The sequence below is a fragment of the Rhodococcus sp. P-2 genome, from assembly GCF_016598535.1.
Lineage (GTDB): Bacteria > Actinomycetota > Actinomycetes > Mycobacteriales > Mycobacteriaceae > Rhodococcus_F > Rhodococcus_F baikonurensis.
In genome coordinates this window covers 5,809,620-5,830,541 of sequence record NZ_CP066779.1, presented here as the reverse complement: position 1 = coordinate 5,830,541, position 20,922 = coordinate 5,809,620, and the positions used below count along the sequence as shown (strand labels likewise).

Sequence of the window (20,922 nt, the reverse complement as noted above, 5' to 3'; positions counted from 1 at the left end):
CAGAGTCAGTTTCCTGATACCGTCTCCGAACGTGACCTGGAGCACTTTGAGCTTCCGAATGTGACCGAAGAAACCCGACCAGAACGATGCGGCCGGAAAGGGGAATGGCGTGAGCACCGAACTTGGAACAACCGGGGACGCAACACCCGCCTCCCCCGCCAAGACGAACATGTTCTCGAACCTGCTGTCCGAAGTCGGACTGCTGTTCACCTTCACCGTTCGCGTGTGCGTTGCTGTGATCACGACCCTGCGACGCAAGCGTCTCGCCTGGCGTGAGGCGCTCGACCAGATGTGGTTTCTCGCCCACGTCACCTCGGTCGCCTCGGCGCTGGTGATGATTCCCCTCGGCGTGGGAGTGGCGCTGCAGATCGGTGCGCTCGCAGATCAAATCGGTGCAGGTGCGTACAGCGGTGCCGTGGTCGCGTTCCTCATCATCGGACAGGCCGGGCCTCTGGTGTGCGCCCTGATCATCGCCGGCGTCGGCGGTTCCGCAATCTGCGCAGACTTGGGCGCGCGAACGATCCGTGAGGAAATCGATGCGCTCGAAGTGCTGGGACTGCCGGTACTCGAACGCCTGGTCGTCCCGCGGATGATCGCCATCGCCGTCGTCTGCCTTCTCCTGAACTCGATAGTTCTCGTAATCGGTTTGGGCGCAAGCCTCTTCGTGCACGTCCTGATCCTCGACGGCAACGCCCAGAGCTTCCTGCGCAATCTCGTTCAATTCAGTCAGCCCAGCGATTTCGTCGTCTCCGGCATCAAAGCCGTTGCCTTTGCGCTCATCTCGGGAATCGTGGCCTGCTACAAAGGCCTGACCGTCAAGCGTGGAGCCCAAGGCGTCGGCGATGCCGTCAACGAGACCGTCGTGCTCTCGTTCGTTCTCGTGTTTGTCGCCAACCTCGCAATTACTCAGTTCTACCCGCTGTTCGTCTCGGTGAAAGGTGCCTATTGATGCACCTGCCCATCGCAATTCGTGCCAAACGTGTCAGTTCGCGCACCGTCGACGGCCTGAGTCGCCTCGGCGATCAGTTCACGTTCCACGCGCGTGTCATCACCTCGATTCCGGCAACCCTCAAGCGCTATTGGCGTGAAGTCGCCCGTCTCGTCGCCCAGGTGGCCTTCGGTTCTGGCACCCTGCTCGCCGGCGGCGGCAGCGTCGTCGTGATCTTCGCGATCTCGTTCTTCGCAGGTTCCCAGATCGGACTCGAGGGCTACCGCGGACTGAACCTCGTCGGCCTCGCACCGCTTTCCGGCGTGATGTCCGCCATCGCGAATACTCGCGAGGTCGCCCCACTCGTTGCCGCAATCACCCTGGCTGCCAAGGTCGGAACCGGATTCACCGCGCAACTCGGAGCCATGCGGATCTCCGAGGAGATCGACGCACTCGAGGTCATGGCGATTCCCTCGCTGCGGTACCTGGTCACCACCCGAATGATCGCGGCGCTCATCGCGGTGGTCCCGCTGTACCTCGTCGGCCTGTTCGCTTCGTACATGGCAACGGCGCTTGCGGTGATCCGGGTCAAAGGCCAGTCGGAAGGAACATACGGCTACTACTTCAGTCTTTTCCTCTCTCCCAACGACATCTGGTTGTCCTTGATAAAAGTCATGGTGTTCGCGGTCGTCGTGACCCTCGTGCACTGCTACTACGGATATACCGCGACGGGTGGGCCTGAAGGCGTCGGCCGAGCAGCCGGACGAGCGCTGCGCACCAGCATCGTCTTCCTTGCCTTCACCGACGTCGCCATGACCATCGCGCTCTGGGGACTCAAACCTCAGGTTCCCGGGTTGACCGGATGATCGTCACGGACACCAGTCGAATTGCACTGGCACTGCGTGGTTTACTTGCGGTAGTCCTGCTGATCGTCGCCTACGTCTTCTTGTTCAGCAGGGGCACGGACACGTTCAGTTCCACACCGCAGGTCAGTGCTGTCGTCCCCGCCGGCGCCGGTGCGTTGAGAATCGGATCATCGGTTCAGTACCGCGGGGTCGTCGTCGGTTCGGTCGCCGACATCGAGCCTGGCACCACCGCTTCCACCATCTCGCTCGCAATCGACGAGGGTGCGTTCGAGGACATACCGTCGACAAGTCAGGTGCGGCTGATGCCCCGCAACATCTTCGGCGACTTCTTCGTAGACCTCATTCAACCTGACGAACTCTCGCGTGGTCCTGCTCTCGCACCGGGTACCGAGTTGGTATCCGATCAGTCCGAAGTCGCGGTCCAGCTCTACCAATCGATCTCACGGATCTACTCGCTCGTTTCTTCCCTCGACCCCGCCGACATCAACGTGGCGCTCACGGCAGTCTCTGATGCGATGAGCGGCAAGGGAAACCAGATCGGCGAGTCTCTCGATTCAGTCCGTCAAGCGTTGGTCGGTGCGCAGCCCGTCATCGACGGACTCGGCGACGACCTCGACGACATAGCGACGCTCGCCGACAGTCTCTCGACGAGTGCGCCGGACATGCTCGCCGCATTCGAGAACTCCATCACCACATCCAAGACCGTCGTCGAGAAATCCGACGGATTAGCGGGGCTTCTGCGGGCCGGCACCAGTACGGGATCTGCCGCCACAAGTCTGATCGGTGACAATCGCGACCGCATGATCACCTTGATCGACGACGCCGATTCCCTCACCGGTGCAATCACTTCGCGGCCAGACCACATCACCACCTTCTACAACGGCCTGCGCAATCTCACGATCGAACTTCCGCCCGCGTTGGCCCACGGTCCATGGCTCAGCACCGACCTACGGTTGTCTGTCACAGATCTGTATCCGTACGGAAAGACCGACTGCCCGCAATACGACGGGACCCGCGGCCCCAACTGTCCTGCCTCCGCGACCGCGTTCGGCGGAACCGTCGGCCCGGTCGGCAGCCCTGCCGAACAATCCCTGATCTCAGCTATCACCCAGGGCGGTACAGCTTTGGACACTCTCGTGGCGGGGCCGGTATTTCGCGGCACGACGGTGGTGGGCAGATGAGCGTGAAGCAATCTCTGATCAGGTTCGGATTGTTTGCCGCACTGTCAATTCTCGCCACCGTCGTCGTGGTGAGCACCCTGATCAACCCCGTCTCCGGGTCGAGCTCGCAGTACCAGGCTGTCTTCGTCAATGCGTCCGGTCTGGTCACCGGCAGTGATGTCCAGATCGCCGGAGTCCGAGTCGGGCGCGTCGACAGCGTCGAGTTGGTGAACAACCAAGCCGTCGTCGGGTTCGAACTCGAATCCACACAACGTATTCCGACCGACGGTCGGGCGGTGGTGAGGTACGCGGATCTGTTGGGGGCACGGACGATCTCGATCGAACCAGGGCAAGACGGGGGCGCAACCGGCAATTACCTCTCCCCCGGGGCCACCATTCCCGTCGAACAGACTCAGCCCGCGATCGACCTCACCGACATCCTCGGCGGCTTCCGTCCCCTGTTCGACGCGCTCGACCCCACAGAAGTCAACGAGCTTGCCGCACACGTCGTCCAGGTATTCCAAGGACAAGGTTCCACCATCGAAAGCCTGCTGGAGCGCACTGTTGCCGTCACCGAGAACTTGACGTCCCGAGACGGGATCTTGGACCAACTACTGACCAACCTGGACCGGGTACTCACCGTCACCACGACGAATCGACCCAACTTCGTCGAGATGATCAACACGCTCGACACACTGGTCGGCGGTTTGGCACAGGACCGCCAACAGATCTCGGCCGCAGTTGATTCCGCGGGTTCCCTGACTTCTTCCCTTCAGGACCTGGTGACGCGCGTGGAACCCGAGTTGGCTGGCGCGCTGACTTCCGTCGATCAATCGGCTCGGGTCGTCGTCGACAATCGTGAGTCGCTGGCGACCGGTATCACCGCGTTCGATCAATTGTTCACCCAGTTGGGGATCGCGATGAGCTACGGAAGCTGGGCGAACATCTACATCTGCAACTTCCGACTCAGCGCGCTGGACCAGTCGGTGACTCTCGGCGGCCCCGAGCGTTCGGCGGTGTGCCGATGAACTGGCTCACCGTCAAGAACCCGGTCCGCAACGGAATCATCTGCATTCTCGTCGGAGTCTGTGTAGTTCTGGCCGCACTCGTTGTCCCTCAACTGATCTTGAAGGTCAAGACCAACGAGTATCACGCCGTCTTTGCCAACGCCACCGGATTGACGCAGGACGATCCGGTCAACGTCGCAGGAGTCCCGAGCGGGGTGGTCACCTCGTTGGCGGTCAGCGGCAATTCCGTTGAAGTCACCTTCCGCCTCGACGACGGCGTCACACTCGGCGAAGACTCCCGTGCGGACATCAAGATCTCGACTCTGCTCGGCCGACGCTCGCTCGACATCACTCCGAACGGATCGCGCTCGCTACCCGGAGGTTCGACCATTCCCGTCGAGAACACGAGTGTTCCGTTCACTCTCGACGATCTCGGACGAGGAGCACAAACCACTTCGGAAAACCTTGATCTGCAACAACTGCGAAATATGCTGACCGTGGTGTCCGACAACTCACCGGACGATCCCGAACTCATTCGCCGCTCACTCGAGGGAATCGACGCACTCTCCGGAGTAGTCAACGACAACGACGATGCATTCCGTTCCCTTCTCACCGGAGCGCAGCAGACGACCACAACGTTGATCGAGCAGAGGGACACGCTGGAAACCCTTCTGGGAAATGCGGATCTGGTGATGTCAACGATCGCCGACCGGCGAGATGTGCTGACTGCGCTCGTACAAGACCTGAATCAGTTGAGCACCAACATTGCCCAGTTCCTCGGTGAGAATCAGGCATTGGTCGACTCGGTCTTGGGAGACCTCCACGAGGTGACGGGAGTTCTGTCCGAGAACGAACAATCACTGACCACGCTGCTCGACAACTTCGCACCCAGCGTTCGGTACGTCACGAACGCGACCGGCAACGGCAACTGGCTCGATCTCAACTCACCCTCCACACTCATCCCGGACAACTGGTTGTGCGTCGTCGGGCTCGTTCAGGGGTGTCGATGACTACGACCGTCAAGAAACTCGCCGTGCTGGCAGCGATAGTGATCTGCGCGATCGGTGCCGTCCTGTTCGTCACGCGTGACGAACACCGACTCACTCTCACCGCCGAATTCACCTCGACCGACGCAATCTTCACCGGTAACACGGTGACGATTCTGGGAGTTCCCAACGGAAGGGTCGAGAGCGTCACGCCGGAAGGGTCCCGGGTTCGAGTGGCGCTGAGCCTGCCATCCAGAACACGTATACCGGCCGACGCGCAGGCCTGGGTCCTTTCTCCCTCGGTCATCAGTGACCGCACAATCGAACTCGGCCCCGGATACGAGGACGGTGAATTCCTCGCGGACGGCGCAGTGATCCCTCTCGAACGAACTCACTCCCCGCTGACATGGGACCAGCTCACCGCATCGGTGAACGAACTGACGGTCGCGCTCGGCCCTGGCGCCGACGGCGGTGGGATCGGTGACCTCATCGGAGAAGGCGCTCACGCGTTGGACGGCAACGGGCAAGCATTCAACGATGCCGTGCAGTCCATCTCACAGGCCAGTTCGGTACTGGCCGGCGCGAGTCCTGACATCTCCGAACTGGTGAAGAACCTGAACACCCTCGTGCAGTTGATCGCGGACAACCAGATCCAGGTCGACTCGCTGTCGAACTCGGTGACCGTCACGGCACGCGCGTTCGGTACCCAGCGAGAAGACATCAGCGGGGCGCTCGATTCCCTGACCACGTTGCTCGGACAGGTCTCAGCGCTACTCGCCGAACACGGCGAGGCGGTCACCGCCGATCTGGGTACGCTTGCACAGTTGGCCGGCGCAGTCGCGACCAAACAGGACCAATTGCGCGAGATCATTGAAACGGCACCAACGGGATTCGAGAACGTGTCCAACCTCGTCACCGAAGAAGGCCGAGCCAGAGCACGGTTGAACGTCGCCACCGATCTCTCACAGTTCGACACGACACGAGAACTGTGCGAGAAGATGCCGATTCCGCTGTGCACAGGGCCCGGAATCGTCAATCCCATCGAATTTCCCTCGGCAGGCAGCTCCGACCTGGCACGCATCCTCGGTGGGGGCAACTGATGGCGTCGAACAAGCCCGTAGTGAGCGTTGTCGTGGCACTCGCCATCGCGGCGCCTTTGACCGGCTGCAGTCTCAACTTCCAGCACCTCCCTCTCGGGCGCTCTCTGCCGGGAGAGTCGTACCCGCTGAACATGGAATTCGTCGATGCGTCATTGCTTCCCGTCGGCGGCGAGGTGCGTATCGGTCAGGCAGTGGTCGGCAGAGTCACGTCGATGAGCGCGGAAACCTTTGCAGCCGTGGTACATACCGAGATCGAATCCGATATCGAACTACCCACCGGCACCCGCGCTCGGATCGAGTTGTCCACCCCGATCGGCGATGCGTTCGTCAACCTCGAAGTTCCGGTCGATTCAACCGGCCCCATGCTCGTACCAGGTTCCACCATCGAGCGTTCGGAGACCGTCCGCGGACCCGACGTCGCACAACTACTCGGCGCCGTCGGAACTTTGTTGAACGGCAGTGGGTTGGCACAGGTCAAGACCATCGTGAGCGAGGCTGATCAGATTCTCGACGGCAGGGAAGAGACGATCCGCGATCTACTTGGGCGCCTGGACACTTTTCTCGGGACACTCGAAGACCGAAAGGAATCGATCAACTCGGCGCTGGACTCGCTGAATCGGCTGAGCGCTCTCATCGGCGACGAGAGCGCCACCATCGACGAAGGCTTGCGCACACTCACACCCGCATTGGGCGTGATCGCCGACCAACGACAACCGCTCCTCGATCTACTCGACGAAACCGACAGACTCAGTACCGCAACCAATTCCGTACTCGACCAGTCGGCCGACCAGATATCAGAGATAACCGGACGTCTGTCACCTATCCTCGACCAGTTCTCGGCAATGGGCCCGACACTGGGTGAGACGATGGCCAACCTGGACAATGCGAGAGTGCTCCTCGAGCGCGCCAGCCCGGGTGACTACGTGAACATCGACCTCGACGTCGATGTCGAGGGCACCGTGACCGGAGTGCTCAACGAGATAATTCCGGGCGCCGCACCGCCACTGCCACCTCTGCCCGCCTCCGATCGGGAACTGCCGATCACGACACCCCTGCAAGGAGGAACGCGATGAAGAACCGAACCGTCTATTTCGAGATCGTCGCCTTTCTCCTCATCGCGGTGGTCAGCACGACGTATGTGCTCCGACAAGTAGGTGCTGGAGATCCCTTCACCGGAACATTCTCGGTCACCGTCGAATTGGAGAACGCGGCTGGAATCGCTCCGGGTTCGGAAGTGGCCTATCGCGGAGTCACCGTCGGCGACGTCGAGTCGGTAGAGGTTGAATCTGCCCGGGACCTCGTCGTGATGACGCTGAGCATCGCCGCCGACCAACAGATCCCCGACGATTCGCATGCGGCCATCAGCCAGGACACCGCAGTCCCGGTACTGAAAGTTCAGTTGACTTCGCAGACCGACGGCGGCCCGTATCTGCATGAAGGCTCAGTTGTTCCGACTGAGCGCACGTCGATCCCGGTCGCGTTGGGAACCGTGATCGCGAACTTCAACGCTGCTGCCGACACTGTCGATCCGGCAGACCTACGGACACTCTCGCACGAACTCGGCGAGGGATTGAACGGATTGGGTCCGGATCTACAAGCGCTCGTCGACAACTTCGACGTGCTTGCGCGCACCGTTCAAGCCGATCAGCCCCGTGTCAACACGCTCGTCGAGAACTCGCGCTCATTGTTTGCTGCGAACGAGGAAAATGTCGACGCTCTTCCCGAAGTTGCACTCACACTTCGCCAATTGACAGATCAGGTACGAAACTCCGATCCGCAACTGCGCACTCTCCTCGATCGAAGCCCGAGCGTTCTCGACAATCAGATACTGCCTCTCATCGAACAGAGCCGCGAGCCGTTCAGTCTTCTGTTGGCCAATTCTCTCGTCTCCACTCAGATCGTCACCGCACGGATGCCCGCGGTCGATGCCTTGTTGGTAGTGGTACCCAAAGGTTTCGAGAAGTTCGGAAGTATCGTCGAAGACGGACGCGCTCAGCTTGATCTGATCACAGCACTGGGTCCGGTTTGTATCTACGACACGCCCCGGCGATCGGTACAGGACACCTCACCGACCACGCTCGACAAGAACCAACACTGCGCGGACCAGTCGGGCCGGATCCAGAATCGCGGCTCACAGAACGTCCCCACCGGAACTGGAACGATCGACGGGGTTGCCGAATACGATCCTGCCCTCGGCACGGTTGCAGCCGGTGACGGAACGTCGATTCGTCTGGGCCTCAACGGTGGTCAGAACACCGTTCTCGGTGACAACTCGTTTGCCGCACTACTAGTACAAGGAACGCAATGACCGAGACACCTCAGTCCGAGACACCCGAGCCCGAGATCTCCGAGAGTCCAACACCCACAGTCGTCGAGAAGCCCACGCGCCTTCGCAAGCAGACCCTGCTGATCGTTGCCGGCGCCTTGGTCGTCGTAGCGGCGCTCGGCTGGGGCGCCTTCGCGACCTGGCAGAGATCGATCGACGAAGACGCCCGCACCAGCGCACTGGACAGCGGACGGCAATTCGCCACTGATCTTGCGACGTACAACTTCCAGAACCTCGATCAGAACCTCTCCGTGGTGCGCGACAACTCCGTCGGCGAGTTTGCCGGCCAGTACGCCCAGGTGGCCGCCAATCTGCAGAACATGATCGTGCAGTATCAGGCGACCTCGTCCGCTCAGATCATTTCTGCCGGGCTGGCGAGCAGCGACCGGGACAATGCCGAGGTGCTCGTTTTCCTCGATCAGACGATTACGAACACCAACTCCCCGGATCCGAGGATCGACCGCAACCGCATGCAACTGTCGCTGGTCCGCGAGGACGGCGAGTGGAAACTGAGCAACGTGCAGTTGTTGTGACCTCGTCACGGCGTAGTATCTCCCCGAGCATTATCGAGCGATAGCTAGGGGACCCTGTATGGCCACGAAAGATTCGGCGAAGGACGCCACAGCCAGTTGGCGACGGATCGAGCCGCTCGAGCTGACTCCTATCCTGGAAGCCGCCCTCGAAGGATTCTACGACAACGGATTCCACGGAACGTCGGTACGCGAGATCGCGCGTCGTGTCGGTGTCACTATTCCCGCTCTCTACTACCACCACCAGAGCAAGGAAGGGATTCTTCTTGCTCTCCTGGAAGTTTCGACCAGCGACGTGCTCGCACGAGCACACACCGCCTACGCCGACGGTGGAGACGACCCCCGGCAACAGCTCACCAATGTCGTCGAAGCGATCGTCCTTCGCATGACCACCCGGTCACGCCTTGCGGCTCTCGAGGGCGAGGTGCGGTACCTCAGCCCCGAAAACCGCCAGCGATACCGCGTCGTACGAAAGGGTGTCGAGGAACTGGTACTGGGCATCGTGACGGAAGGCGCGGAACGAGGCGTCTTCTCGGTGGCGGACATACCCGAGACCACGCGCGCGCTGCTCGCGATGTGCCAGTCGATTCCGCGTTGGTATCACGCGGAGGGAGAACTCACCCCGGCAGAGGTGGCTCAGAAGTACGCCGTGATCGCACTGAACACGGTTGGATGCAAACCCAGCCGCAAGCGTGCACGTTGATTCTCACACCGTCGTGTATCGCGCCCGAAGTTCACGCTTGAGGATCTTGCCCGTAGCGCCCAACGGGAGTTCGGTGACTATCTCGATGGACTTGGGGCACTTGTAACCGGCAAGTCGGCTTCGGACGAAACCTGAAATCACGTCGGTATCGAGTTGATGTCCTGCAGCAGCAACTACGACGGCTTTGACCGCCTCGCCCCACAATGGATCCTCCACTCCGATGACGGCGACTTGGGATACTCCCGGATAATCGGCGATGACCGATTCGACTTCGATGGGATAGACGTTCTCTCCACCCGTGATGATCATGTCCTTCATCCGATCGGTGATGTAGACGTAGCCCTCGCTGTCGACCCGTCCCACGTCGCCGGTATGGAACCACCCGTCGGCATCTATCGCAGCGGCAGTCTCTTCCGGACGTCGGTAGTAGCCTTCGGTCGTTTGAGGAGACCTGACGTAGATCTCGCCGGCCTCGCCGATCGCAACTTCCTCGCCTTCCGGTGACATCACCTTCAGTTCCACCCAGGGGTACGGTTTTCCCACCGAGCGCAGCAGTCCGACGTTCTCGCCGTCCACTGCATGGTCACAAGAATCGAGTTGCGTTACTGCTCCATGCGTTTCGGTCAGCCCGTAGACCTGGAACAGGGGCGTGCGGAACGTCTCGAGAGCTCGCTTCAAGACCGACGGTGTGATCGGGGAAGAACCGTAGGCGATGGATCGGAGAGTTGCGAAATTGCGCTCTCGCGCACCTGGCACGTCGACCAGCATCCCGATGACGGAAGGCACGAGGAAGGTATTGGTGATACTCATCCCTTCCATTACTTCCAACAGACCGTCAGGTGTGAATTCCGGGAGAACGACGTTGTGGGCTCCATTCGCGAGTCCCACGAGTACCCAACCCAATCCGCCGACGTGGAACAGTGGCATCGCACACAAGCTGACCGAGGATTCGTCGAATCCCCATGGCCCACCGGTTCGCGTGCATGCTTCCAGGTTCCTGTTGGACGTGAGAACGCCTTTGGGTTTTGCCGTGGTTCCGGATGTATACAGTTGCAGTACAACGTCGTCCAGGCTTCCGCGCCATCCCGGATCGACCGAACTTGCGCCTGCCGATCGAGCTTCGTAGTCGAACTCCTCGGAACCGTCGATCTTCACAACGCGCAGCTTCGTGACTCCCGATGCCTGCACCGCCGACACCACGCCCTCGAATTCACTGTGGAAGAACAACACCCGAGCGTCCGCGTCGGCGAGCACCTCGGCAACCTCGGCGCCGGACAACCGCCAATTGATCGGGATTGCCACTGCCCCGATCTTTGCTGCCGCAAGTACGATCTCGACGACTTGAGTCGAGCTTCTGTCCACCACGGCCACCCTGGTTCCCGAGCTACAACCCAGGTCGAGAAGAACGTTGGCCAGCCGACTGGTACGGAGGTCGAGCTCGGCAAACGTCATCGACCCGTCTCGACCTGTCAACGCGAGGGCGTCCGGTCGTGCAGCAGCGTGGCGTCGAGACTCATCGCCAAGGCGATATTGTGAGCACATCGTGAAAAGCCCCTTCTGGATTGGACGTAACTTCCCGCCCAGGCGTGTGCACGACGCCCGAGCGCTGTCTAACCGACGAACTCTCGACGAGCTATTGCATCGCCTCGATGTGTTTCATCACGTCCGGGTACCGACGCAAGTGAGCACCGCCGTTGACATCGAGAACCTCACCCGTGATCCACGAAGAAGCATCGGAGGCGAGGAAGAACACCGCTTCGGCAACGTCGCGAGGCAACCCGTTACGGCCGAGCGGAGTGTTCTCCGTGAAGTCCGCCTGAATAGCCGGAACACCGGTGAGACCCTCGACAAGAGGCGTTTCGACAAGACCTGGCGAAACCGCGTTGACGCGTATCCCCCGGTCTCCGAGTTCGAGTGCCGCCACCTCGGTGAGCATGGCGAGGCCCGCTTTCGCGGAGCAGTATCCCGCAAAACCTGCTGCTGCCTGTCGTGCGTTCAGCGAGGTGATCGACACGATCGATCCACCGGCAGTCATGGCACGCGCAGCATGCTTGATCACGAAGAAACCTCCGGTGAGACAGATGTCAACGGTTCGCTGCCAAGTTTGCGCCTCCAAATCCGTGATGAAGCCCGGCAGATTCACCCCTGCACAATTGACCGCGATATCCAACCGACCGTGCTGCGCCTTCGCCCCCTCGAATATCGCCTTGACCGATTCTTCGTCGACGACGTCGACCCGGACTGCTTCAGCTCGCCCACCGAGTTCTACGGCGCGTTTCCGCCCGCCTTCGACGTCGATGTCACCGATCACGACGATCACCCCTCCAGCGGCCAGCAATTGCGCTGTTGCCCAACCGATACCGGAGGCTCCGCCGATGACGACGGCTACCGCACCTTCCATTCGCCCGGGCATCAGCGAGGAATGTTCTCGTAGTACGGGACAACGATTTCGTCCGTACTCGTGACGTCGCCCAGCATCATCGTCGTGATGGGGTGGACCACGTGCGGGTCCACCTCGACGTTGATACATGCAGGAACCCCCGCGTCGAACGCACGTTTCATAGCGTCGGCAATGGAGGCGACGTCCTTCACACGCTCACCATATCCACCAAAGGCCTCGGCAACTTTCTCGTATGCACTGTCTGCGAGTTCGGACACGACAATTCCTTCGTCCCCGTACACCGCTTCCTGGCCGTGGATCGACATCCCCCACACTGCATTGTTGAATATCACTGTCACAACCGGTATTCCGTGACGGGCCATCGTGTCGAATTCCTGGATGTGGAATCCTGCGGCGCCGTCACCCGTAATGAGTACGACCGGTGATTCCGGTCGTGCTCGATGTGCGCCGATTGCGAAACCCGGCCCGACACCCAGACACCCGAGGTAGCCGAGCCTCAAGACACCACCAACTACTTCGGTGGTCGTGAAGAATTCACCCCACGACGGGGCCTCGGCACCGTCCATCACGAAAGTCGTACCAGGCGGGCAGGCTTCGACGATCGCGCGCGCTGCAAAGTACGGATGCGCCTTACCGCTTTCCGTCGCTTGGTCCTCGAAACCATGCCGGTGCGCGTGTTTCGCACTGGTGGCGGCATCGACCCAGGCGCTCCAATCGGGCCATTGACGTTGCTCAGCAGCAGTTTTCAACCCGATTAGTGCTTCTCGACAGTCGGCAAGTATCGGAACGTCCACATCCTGCATACGTCCGATTTCGGACGCGTCGACGTCGATCTGAACCAACCGCGCACCGGGGAACAAACTGGTGCGTCCGCCGGTGAACATTCCGGCGCGGGCCCCGACAACGAACACCACGTCGGGCGTCGGCTGCCCGAGGGCAGGCAATGAACCGATTGCCAGCAACCCGCCGCCGGCGAGTCGATGGCTTGCGGGTACTGCTCCATCGGACTTCCCGGGGTAGAACACCGGCACGTCCACCGTTTCCGCGAACGCCACAAGTGCCTCGCTCGCGTGGGAGAAAGTGACGCCGCCGCCGATCACAATAGCGGGGTTCGTCGCTTCACCGAGCAGATCGAGAGCGGCCTCGACCGCCGCGGCAGTCGGACCCGACCTCGCACTCAGGGTGTAGTTCACCGGAAACCTCACGGTGTCCTCGTCGGCTTCACCGAACATCACGTCGATCGGCACTTCCAGCAACACGGGCCCCGGAATTCCGGTCGTCGCCTTACGAATTGCCAGAGCAACTATCTCGGGAACGCGCGCCGGATCGGTGATGCGATATGCCCACTTGGTCACTGGAACGGCCGCGGCAATCTGATCGAAACCACCCTGAAGCGGATTCGTCTCGGTCTCGCGCATCGGCGGAGCACCGACGACGAAGACAGTCGGAGTGCGATCGAGGAGTGCATTGGTCAGCGCGGTGTAGACATTGGTGAAGCCTGGGCCGGAGGTGACCACACAAACGCCGTAATTGCCCGTCACCCGCGCGTATGCATCCGCAGCGTGTCCCGCGGTGGCTTCGTGTCGGGTGTCGGTGAGCCGAATGCCATGTCGCCGACAAGCTACGAGGAAAGCATCCAAATGCCCTCCATGGAGGGTGAAGACCTCGGTAGTGCCCGCTTCGGCTAGTGCCCTGGCCAGTAGTTCGCCACCGTTGACAATCATGTATTTCCTTCCGAATCTCGTTGCTTGATTAACGATCGCTAAGTCATTTCACTGTATCGTGGGTCACAGTGCGACGCCAGAGTGGCATTATGCGAACACATGGCACGAAATTCCCCCCAAACCGATCGAATCGTCATGTTGACCGAACTGCTGGCATCCGACCCCACGACGGGGCGGAGCCTCGCCGACATCGCACGACACCTCGGCGTCGCAAAGGCAACCTGCTACCCCATGGTCGTCGCTCTCACCGAGGCCGGCTGGCTCGTACGTCACCCGATCCGCAAGACCTACCAACTCGGCCCGGCACTAGTTCCCATCGGCCAAGCCGCCTCCCGCGCAATCGATGTCGTCGATCTTTCCCGTACCGTCATGCAAGAGCTGGCCGACACATCCGAACTGGCCTGTCTCGGATTCATCCGATCCGGCGCCGACCTCGTTGTCGCCGAGGCAATTCAACCGATCTCCAAACGCAGCGGAACTCTCGGCTTGCGCATCGGCGACAATGTACTGATGGCACCTCCACTGGGGGCAGGCCTTGCCGCATGGTTCGACGAGGACGACCTTCACGAATGGTTTCTCCTCGGCAAGGAAGCATTGGACACGGAGGCCACACTTCTACGGTCGGAGTACGAGCCGATCCTCATGGCCATTCGAGAGCGCGGTTTCGCCGTGGAATGCCTTCGCCAACAAGAACGTTCAATTTCCGACGCCGTCACCGAGATGCGCGGGCCGGGAGTCGGCGGCCAGAGGGCCGCACTCGCACTGAGAGAAGCACGACGTCTTCTGTCTGCGGATGTCGCGGTCGGAACACTCGACCTCGACGCCAATTATCAACTGCTGTCCGTCAATGCCGTCGCCTTCGCCCAGGACTCGACACCGGCACTGATCCTCTGCCTGGTCGATGCCCCGTCACCACTGACCGGGGAGCGGATCGCCGAACTGGGCAAACTCGTGCGGGAAGCCGCCGATCGGGTCACCACTCTCATGCACGGCCGAACACCTCGACCATTGACATCCGCAGACGGAGCAACATAGCTTGTAAATCCTATCGCTTATATAACGATCGCTAAGTCTATGAGCGTGGCGGTCCGCCTACGTCCCGTGACCACCCCGATCCCCGCACACCCTTCGGCCGCAAGGAGCCTCCATGACTCTGACTCACTCCGCCCTTTACATCGACGGAACCTGGCAATCACCGACGACGCCGGACGCCATCTCGGTGCACTCGGCCAGCACAGAGGAGAAGATCGGCAGTGTGCCGGACAGCGCACCCAACGACGTCGATACTGCCGTCGCGGCGGCGGGCCGAGCCTTCCGGACGTGGTCGCGACTCGCGCCTGCCGACCGAGCCGACGCCTTGGATCGATTTGCCGCGGCCCTGGGGCGTCGCGCGGATCTCACAGCTCGATTGGTCAGCCAGCAGAACGGAATGCCGATCTCGATCTCCACTGTTGCCGAAGGACAAGGACCTTCAGGGCTTTTGAGCTATTACGCCGCGCTTGCCCGCACGACCGAGCTCGAAGAACACCGTAACGCGCTGGCCGGAACGGGAACCACCATTGTTCGGAAAGAGCCGATCGGTGTTGTCGCCGCGATTGCACCGTGGAACTTCCCCTCGCTTCTCGCAATGATGAAAATCGCCCCCGCGCTCGCATCAGGATGCACCGTTGTACTGAAGCCGTCGCCCGAGACCGTGCTCGACGCGTTCGTCCTGGCCGAGGCCGCAATGGAGGCCGACCTTCCTGCCGGTGTTCTCAACATCGTCACCGGAGGACCCGACATCGGCAAGTACCTCGTCGCTCATCCGGGCGTGCACAAGGTCGCCTTCACCGGCTCCACACCTGCAGGGCGACACATCGGAGCAACCTGCGGGCAACTACTGCGACCGGTATCGCTGGAGCTCGGCGGCAAGTCCGCCGCAGTCATTCTCGACGATGCGGACCTCGACGCGACGATGGCAGGTTTGGCGACGGCATCGTTGATCAACACCGGCCAGACCTGCTACGCCTCGACAAGAATTCTCGCGCCCGAAGGACGCTACGAGGAGGTGCTCGATGCCGTCACCGCAATGGTCGAGTCGCTACCGGTGGGCGACTCGTTGGACCCCACCACCTTCATCGGCCCTCTCGTGAGCGCCGGGCAGCGCGAACGTGTCGAGTCCTTCATCGCCACGGGCACTGCGGAAGGCGCACGGATCACGACCGGCGGATCACGACCGCGCACACTCAAGCGCGGATGGTTCCTGGAGCCAACCGTTTTCGGTAACGTCTCCGCGAACCACACGATTGCAACCGAAGAGATCTTCGGCCCCGTCCTCTCTGTCATTCCATACACCGACGAGGTACAGGCCATCGCAATCGCCAACGATTCCGAGTACGGCCTCGGTGGAACCGTGTGGACTGCCGACTTCGATCGCGGGTTGGAAATAGCCCGCTCAGTCGATACCGGTTCGTTCGGGATCAACGGCTACACACTCGATTTCGGAGCACCGTTCGGAGGCACCAAGGCGAGCGGGATCGGTCGCGAGCTCGGACCGGAAGGCCTGGCCGCCTACTTCCAGACCAAATCGATCTTCACCACGGCCTGATTCGTCACCTGCACCATGAGTCGCCGGAAATCGTCGAGCACACGATTGCGCACTTACTTAACGATCGTTAAGCTAGGTTCAGTGCAGTAACCGCGACAGAAGATCAAGGAAGTATCCAGTGGCCGTGCGATCCAGTGACCAGTACCGAAAAGGGCTCAGCGACGATCGTCGAGTCTTCTACCGAGGCAAGAAGATTTCCGATGTCTACGCCGAACCCGAACTGACTCTCGCAGTCGATCATTCGGCATTGTGCTACGACATCGCCGACGACCGACCCGACCTCGCGGTCACCGATGTCGACGGTGACCCAGTCAGCGCGTTCTACGTGGCGCCGACATCTGCGGACGATCTGATTCGGCGCGGCGCCCTGATCGAGGAAGTATCGCGACGCGGCGGCGGAACCATCGTCCTCAAAGAGGTGGGCAGCGATGCGTTGTTCGCCCTTCTGCGTGCAACCACGGGTGAAGGTCTCGAGAATGCGCGCGCTTTCTACAAGCGGGTCTGCGACGGCGATCTCGCACTCGCCGTCGCGCAAACCGACGTCAAGGGTGACCGGTCACTTGGACCGCGCCAACAGGCAGACCCAGACCTCTACCTGCACATCGTCGACGAGGACGCCGACTCCATCACCGTGCGCGGCGCGAAGTGCCACACTTCGTTCTCCGCCAACGCCGACGAGTTGATCGTGCTGCCCACCCGCGCGATGGGCCCCGAAGACGCCGATTACGCAGTGTCCTTCGCCATCCCGATCGACACACCAGGTCTCGAACTGTACGTCTCTCCCTACGCTGCCGGAGAACGCAACTCCTTCGAATTTCCGATCTCCACGAAACACAAACTCCTCGAATCGCTCACCGTCTTCAACGATGTCCGAGTACCGAAGAATCGAGTCTTCCTCAACCGTCAACCCGAACTTGCCGGGCCACTCGCGCTGGCGTTTGTCGATTACCACCGCTTCACCGCCATCAACTACAAGTTGCCCCTACTCGACATCATGGTCGGAGCAGCTTCACTGATCGCCGAGGCCAACGGCATCAGCAAGGCAGGCCATGTAAAGGGCAAGATCACCGAACTGATCACCTGGAGCGAGACCGTCCGTGGACTGGCTCAACTCGCCGCCGTTCGATCGAAGCCAGGAGCACACGGTGTCCGGCAACCAGATCCGCTTGCCGTCAATATGGCCAAATACCACTTCGCACATGGATTCCACAACGCGGTCGCCATCCTCACCGATCTCTCAGGTGGCCTCCTCGCCACCGGCCCCGGCGGTGAAGACTGGGACAATCCCGAAATTCGTGCAGTTCTCGAAAAATACTACGCTGCAGCAGTTCCTGCCGAAAAGCGTCTCCGTCTGTTGAACTTCATTGCGGATCTGACCGCCCGCGACTACGGCGGATACCAGTCAGTCCTGGCTACGCACGCAGAAGGATCGCTCGAGGCCGAGAAACTGCAGATCTCACGCTCCTTCGATCCGACGAGGGCACGCGAATACGTCAGCGACCTCGCCGGAATCGCCCACCTCTGACCATTCGTCCCGAGAGAACAACAAGGATTTTCATGATCTCGACAGCATTCACGGAAACGTTCGGCGTTCGCCACCCCATCGTCCAAGGTGGAATGCAGTGGGTCGGCAGAGCAGAACTCGTCGCAGCCGTTGCCAATGCCGGCGCCTTGGGATTCATCACCGCACTCACGCAGCCGACGCCGGCCGACCTGGCGAACGAAATCGCCCGATGCCGCGACCTGACCGACCAACCGTTCGGCGTCAACCTCACAATTCTGCCGTCGATCACGCCACCGCCGTACGACGAGTACCGCCAGGTGATCGTCGACTCAGGCGTGAAGATCGTCGAGACCGCAGGTTCCAATCCCGCACCTCACCTGCCGATCTTCCATGACGCCGGAATCAAAGTGCTCCACAAGTGCACAACAGTCAGGCATGCGGTGAAGGCACAGGATCTCGGTGTCGACGGAATCAGTATCGACGGATTCGAGTGCGCCGGCCATCCAGGGGAGGACGATGTCGCAGGCTTGGTCTTGATTCCAGCTGCCGCAGAGAAGATTTCGATACCCATGATCGCTTCCGGCGGCTTCGCCGATGCACGCGGTCTGGTCGCCGCGCTGGCACTCGGAGCAGACGGCATCAACATGGGTACACGATTCATGTGCACCACCGAGTCTCCGATCCACCAGAACATCAAAGAAGCGATAGTCGCCGCAGACGAAACACAGACCGAACTGATCTTCCGACCACTCCGCAACACTGCACGCGTGGCAAGCAACACCGTCAGCCGAGAGGTTGTCGAGATACTCTCCCGCGGCGGGCAATTCGAGGATGTGCGCGACCTGGTAGCAGGAGCGCGAGGGCGAACCGTCTACGAAACCGGTGATCCCGACGCCGGCATCTGGACGGTCGGCACATCACAGGGACTGATCCACGACATCCCCACCGTAGACGAGTTGGTCCAGCGCATGGTGTCCGAAGCAGAGGACATCATCGGGGCACGCTTGCGTTCGATGACCGAACGCGTTTCCGTCTAGGACAGGAGAGCAACCCATGCGTCGAACACTGTTCACAGCCGACCACGATGCCTACCGAGAGACCGTGCGCGAGTTCATTGCCCGCGAGATCATGCCTCACTACGACAGCTGGGAAGAAGCCAGGCTCGTCGACCGATCGGCGTGGCTCGCCGCCGGCAAGATGGGTATCGTCGGTCTGGCCGTCCCCGAACAATACGGAGGCTCGGGTGAACTCGACTACCGGTACCGGTATGTGGTCGCCGAAGAGATCGCCCGTACCGGTACCACCTCGTTCGGCGCCGGACTCGGACTTCAGGACGACATCGTCATTCCGTACATCGCCGACCTCGGCACAGACGAGCAGAAGGCACGTTGGCTACCGGGTATGGCTGCCGGCGAACTCATCTGCGCCATCGCGATGACCGAGCCGGGTACCGGCAGCGATCTGCAAGGCATCAAGACCTCGGCTGTTCGAGATGGCGACGACTGGATCTTGAACGGACAGAAGACCTTCATCACCAGCGGTATTCACGCCGACATCGTCATCGTTGCAGCGCGGACCGATCCCGAAGCCGGGTCGCGGGGATTCAGCCTCCTCGTGGTCGAACGTGGGATGGACGGATTCACCCGCGGTCGCAAACTCCACAAGGTGGGGCTCGCGGGTCAGGACACAGCCGAGTTGTCGTTCGACAATGTGAGAGTCCCGGCAGGCAACCTCCTGGGCGAGGAGGGTGGAGGCCTCATTCATCTCATGGAGCGCCTTCCCCGTGAGCGCCTGTCGATCGCAGTGAGCGCAATCAGTTGCGCGCGTGCGGCCTACGAATGGACCAAAGGCTACGCGTTCGACCGCACCGCCTTCGGAAAGCCGATCGGCGACTTCCAGAACACTCGATTCGCCCTCGCCGAGATGCTGACCGAGATCGACGTGACACAGGCATACGTCGACAACGCAGTCCTGGCCATCAACGACGACCAGCTGTCAGCAGTCGAAGCGGCACAGGCGAAGTGGTGGGCCAGCGAACTTCAGAAGCGCGTCGTGGATCGTTGCGTACAACTACACGGCGGATACGGCTACATGATGGAGTATCCGATCGCCCGGGCCTACGTAGACAGCCGAATCCAGACCATCTACGGCGGAACCACCGAAATCATGAAGGAGATAATCGGCCGCGACATCGCGAAGGGTTGATCAGCACCGAGAACGACCGTGGTCCCGAACATCCTGTGTTCGGGACCACGGTCATTGTAAGCACCGTTCTCGCTTCGTCTATCCGAAGACTGCTGCGCGCTTTTCCTGAAACGCCGCAACACCTTCGGCGAAATCACCACTGCCCAACAGGTCGATCTGGCCTGAGCGCTCGCGTGTGAACGCATCACCGAGTTCGGTGAGCGTAGCGTCGTTGATCGCCTTCTTGGTAAACCGAAATGCAGGGGACGACCCGGCGACCAATCGGTGCGTCAGGTCTGCCAACTCCACCGCGAAAGCGTCGTCCTCGCACACGTGTGAGACCAGGCCGCAGTCGAAAGCATCTCGAGCGGATAATCTTTCGGCCAGCAGTGCCATGCGCATGGCGCGCGCGCGACCGATCGACGCTGCCACCAGTGCGGTGGCTCCACCGTCCGGCATCAATCCCACCTTTGTGAACGCGAGCAGAAAGTAACTCGACTCCGCTGCGAGCACGAGGTCGCACGCCAAAGCCAGCGAAACACCCACACCTGCCGCAGGGCCTCGTACCGCAGCGACCACCGGAAACGGAAACTCTCGAATGGTCTGCACCAAGGCATTGGCGGCATCGATCGTGTCCGCCGACGGCGGACCGGACAACGTCACGTCCGCGAGGTCCGCGCCCGTGCAAAAGGCCTTGCCCTCTCCTTCGAGAACCGCCACCCGCACATCCGAGGATTGTGCGTGCTCGACGAAGATCGTGGCAAGACTCTCCAGGGTTTCGGTAGTCAACGCGTTCATTCGCGCTGGCCTGTTGACGACTATGCGGAGCACTCCGCCGTCTCGGCTCGCGTAGACATCCGGTCGCGTTTCGGTCATTGAAATTCCTTGTCAGTCAGACTCGATCGAGTTGTGCTAC

The 20,922-nt window shown here is 61.0% G+C and carries 19 protein-coding genes; 15 read left to right on the top strand and 4 right to left on the bottom strand.

The window, feature by feature from the left end; genetic code table 11:
* Positions 1 to 109: 109 nt before the first annotated feature.
* From I7X09_RS27155 to I7X09_RS27110, 10 genes are read left to right on the top strand one after another with little or no spacing between them, the layout of a single operon-like run.
* Positions 110 to 949 (top strand): MlaE family ABC transporter permease, encoded by an 840-nt coding sequence (locus tag I7X09_RS27155; protein ID WP_234036731.1) that lies wholly within the window; start codon positions 110 to 112, stop codon positions 947 to 949.
* Positions 949 to 1,794: an MlaE family ABC transporter permease gene (locus I7X09_RS27150; RefSeq protein ID WP_095970882.1), complete on the top strand. Its 846-nt coding sequence runs from the start codon at positions 949 to 951 to the stop codon at positions 1,792 to 1,794. Before I7X09_RS27155 ends, I7X09_RS27150 begins: the two co-directional genes overlap by 1 nt.
* Positions 1,791 to 2,975 carry an MCE family protein gene (locus I7X09_RS27145; RefSeq protein WP_200314601.1) on the top strand — a complete coding sequence of 395 codons (1,185 nt, stop codon included), beginning with the start codon at positions 1,791 to 1,793 and terminating at the stop codon, positions 2,973 to 2,975. Before I7X09_RS27150 ends, I7X09_RS27145 begins: the two co-directional genes overlap by 4 nt.
* Positions 2,972 to 3,982, top strand: coding sequence for an MCE family protein (locus I7X09_RS27140; protein ID WP_200314600.1), 1,011 nt, complete (start codon positions 2,972 to 2,974; stop codon positions 3,980 to 3,982). The genes I7X09_RS27145 and I7X09_RS27140 overlap by 4 nt, the downstream gene beginning before the upstream one ends.
* Entirely contained in the window at positions 3,979 to 4,971 is a 993-nt protein-coding gene (locus I7X09_RS27135; protein WP_234036730.1) for an MCE family protein, read from the top strand. The genes I7X09_RS27140 and I7X09_RS27135 overlap by 4 nt, the downstream gene beginning before the upstream one ends.
* Positions 4,968 to 6,047, top strand: coding sequence for an MCE family protein (locus I7X09_RS27130; protein WP_200314598.1), 1,080 nt, complete (start codon positions 4,968 to 4,970; stop codon positions 6,045 to 6,047). The genes I7X09_RS27135 and I7X09_RS27130 overlap by 4 nt, the downstream gene beginning before the upstream one ends.
* Entirely contained in the window at positions 6,047 to 7,120 is a 1,074-nt protein-coding gene (locus I7X09_RS27125; RefSeq protein WP_200314597.1) for an MCE family protein, read from the top strand. Before I7X09_RS27130 ends, I7X09_RS27125 begins: the two co-directional genes overlap by 1 nt.
* Positions 7,117 to 8,355 (top strand): MlaD family protein, encoded by a 1,239-nt coding sequence (locus I7X09_RS27120; RefSeq protein ID WP_200314596.1) that lies wholly within the window; start codon positions 7,117 to 7,119, stop codon positions 8,353 to 8,355. The genes I7X09_RS27125 and I7X09_RS27120 overlap by 4 nt, the downstream gene beginning before the upstream one ends.
* Complete coding sequence (locus I7X09_RS27115; protein ID WP_200314594.1) at positions 8,352 to 8,906, top strand: hypothetical protein; 555 nt, start codon at positions 8,352 to 8,354, stop codon at positions 8,904 to 8,906. Before I7X09_RS27120 ends, I7X09_RS27115 begins: the two co-directional genes overlap by 4 nt.
* A 58-nt stretch (positions 8,907 to 8,964) precedes the next feature.
* Positions 8,965 to 9,606, top strand: a complete 642-nt coding sequence (locus tag I7X09_RS27110; RefSeq protein WP_200314592.1) for a TetR/AcrR family transcriptional regulator — start codon at positions 8,965 to 8,967, stop codon at positions 9,604 to 9,606.
* Between the two features lie 3 nt (positions 9,607 to 9,609).
* Here I7X09_RS27110 and I7X09_RS27105 read toward each other — a convergent pair whose 3' ends face one another.
* From I7X09_RS27105 to I7X09_RS27095, 3 genes are all read right to left on the bottom strand, one after another.
* Complete coding sequence (locus I7X09_RS27105; protein ID WP_200314590.1) at positions 9,610 to 11,148, bottom strand: long-chain-fatty-acid--CoA ligase; 1,539 nt, start codon at positions 11,146 to 11,148, stop codon at positions 9,610 to 9,612.
* A gap of 91 nt (positions 11,149 to 11,239) precedes the next feature.
* A complete protein-coding gene (locus tag I7X09_RS27100) occupies positions 11,240 to 12,019 on the bottom strand; it encodes an SDR family NAD(P)-dependent oxidoreductase (protein WP_234036729.1) in 780 nt (259 codons plus the stop codon).
* Positions 12,019 to 13,731: a thiamine pyrophosphate-binding protein gene (locus tag I7X09_RS27095; protein ID WP_200314588.1), complete on the bottom strand. Its 1,713-nt coding sequence runs from the start codon at positions 13,729 to 13,731 to the stop codon at positions 12,019 to 12,021. Before I7X09_RS27095 ends, I7X09_RS27100 begins: the two co-directional genes overlap by 1 nt.
* A 99-nt stretch (positions 13,732 to 13,830) precedes the next feature.
* Here I7X09_RS27095 and I7X09_RS27090 point away from each other — a divergent pair, with 99 nt between their 5' ends.
* From I7X09_RS27090 to I7X09_RS27070, 5 genes are all read left to right on the top strand, one after another.
* Positions 13,831 to 14,766: a helix-turn-helix domain-containing protein gene (locus tag I7X09_RS27090; RefSeq protein ID WP_200314586.1), complete on the top strand. Its 936-nt coding sequence runs from the start codon at positions 13,831 to 13,833 to the stop codon at positions 14,764 to 14,766.
* A gap of 112 nt (positions 14,767 to 14,878) precedes the next feature.
* On the top strand, positions 14,879 to 16,318 hold the full coding sequence (locus I7X09_RS27085; RefSeq protein WP_200314584.1) for an aldehyde dehydrogenase: 1,440 nt from the start codon (positions 14,879 to 14,881) through the stop codon (positions 16,316 to 16,318).
* 118 nt (positions 16,319 to 16,436) lie between these two features.
* Positions 16,437 to 17,843, top strand: a complete 1,407-nt coding sequence (locus I7X09_RS27080; protein WP_124568933.1) for a 4-hydroxyphenylacetate 3-hydroxylase N-terminal domain-containing protein — start codon at positions 16,437 to 16,439, stop codon at positions 17,841 to 17,843.
* Between the two features lie 32 nt (positions 17,844 to 17,875).
* The gene (locus I7X09_RS27075; protein ID WP_166810833.1) at positions 17,876 to 18,859 is read left to right on the top strand and encodes an NAD(P)H-dependent flavin oxidoreductase; all 984 of its coding nucleotides are present in this window, start codon (positions 17,876 to 17,878) and stop codon (positions 18,857 to 18,859) included.
* A 16-nt stretch (positions 18,860 to 18,875) separates the two neighbouring features.
* Entirely contained in the window at positions 18,876 to 20,027 is a 1,152-nt protein-coding gene (locus tag I7X09_RS27070) for an acyl-CoA dehydrogenase family protein (protein WP_200314582.1), read from the top strand.
* Between the two features lie 78 nt (positions 20,028 to 20,105).
* On the opposite strand, the gene I7X09_RS27065 is transcribed toward I7X09_RS27070, so the two are convergent.
* Positions 20,106 to 20,882, bottom strand: a complete 777-nt coding sequence (locus tag I7X09_RS27065) for an enoyl-CoA hydratase (protein WP_200314580.1) — start codon at positions 20,880 to 20,882, stop codon at positions 20,106 to 20,108.
* Positions 20,883 to 20,922 lie beyond the last annotated feature (40 nt).

Coding starts and splice junctions, on each gene's coding strand:
- I7X09_RS27150 (WP_095970882.1), top strand. CDS start 949: ATGCACCTGCCCATCGCAATTCGTGCCAAACGTGTCAGTTCGCGCACC.
- I7X09_RS27145 (WP_200314601.1), top strand. CDS start 1,791: ATGATCGTCACGGACACCAGTCGAATTGCACTGGCACTGCGTGGTTTA.
- I7X09_RS27140 (WP_200314600.1), top strand. CDS start 2,972: ATGAGCGTGAAGCAATCTCTGATCAGGTTCGGATTGTTTGCCGCACTG.
- I7X09_RS27135 (WP_234036730.1), top strand. CDS start 3,979: ATGAACTGGCTCACCGTCAAGAACCCGGTCCGCAACGGAATCATCTGC.
- I7X09_RS27130 (WP_200314598.1), top strand. CDS start 4,968: ATGACTACGACCGTCAAGAAACTCGCCGTGCTGGCAGCGATAGTGATC.
- I7X09_RS27125 (WP_200314597.1), top strand. CDS start 6,047: ATGGCGTCGAACAAGCCCGTAGTGAGCGTTGTCGTGGCACTCGCCATC.
- I7X09_RS27120 (WP_200314596.1), top strand. CDS start 7,117: ATGAAGAACCGAACCGTCTATTTCGAGATCGTCGCCTTTCTCCTCATC.
- I7X09_RS27115 (WP_200314594.1), top strand. CDS start 8,352: ATGACCGAGACACCTCAGTCCGAGACACCCGAGCCCGAGATCTCCGAG.
- I7X09_RS27110 (WP_200314592.1), top strand. CDS start 8,965: ATGGCCACGAAAGATTCGGCGAAGGACGCCACAGCCAGTTGGCGACGG.
- I7X09_RS27105 (WP_200314590.1), bottom strand. CDS start 11,148: ATGTGCTCACAATATCGCCTTGGCGATGAGTCTCGACGCCACGCTGCT.
- I7X09_RS27100 (WP_234036729.1), bottom strand. CDS start 12,019: ATGCCCGGGCGAATGGAAGGTGCGGTAGCCGTCGTCATCGGCGGAGCC.
- I7X09_RS27095 (WP_200314588.1), bottom strand. CDS start 13,731: ATGATTGTCAACGGTGGCGAACTACTGGCCAGGGCACTAGCCGAAGCG.
- I7X09_RS27090 (WP_200314586.1), top strand. CDS start 13,831: ATGGCACGAAATTCCCCCCAAACCGATCGAATCGTCATGTTGACCGAA.
- I7X09_RS27085 (WP_200314584.1), top strand. CDS start 14,879: ATGACTCTGACTCACTCCGCCCTTTACATCGACGGAACCTGGCAATCA.
- I7X09_RS27075 (WP_166810833.1), top strand. CDS start 17,876: ATGATCTCGACAGCATTCACGGAAACGTTCGGCGTTCGCCACCCCATC.
- I7X09_RS27070 (WP_200314582.1), top strand. CDS start 18,876: ATGCGTCGAACACTGTTCACAGCCGACCACGATGCCTACCGAGAGACC.
- I7X09_RS27065 (WP_200314580.1), bottom strand. CDS start 20,882: ATGACCGAAACGCGACCGGATGTCTACGCGAGCCGAGACGGCGGAGTG.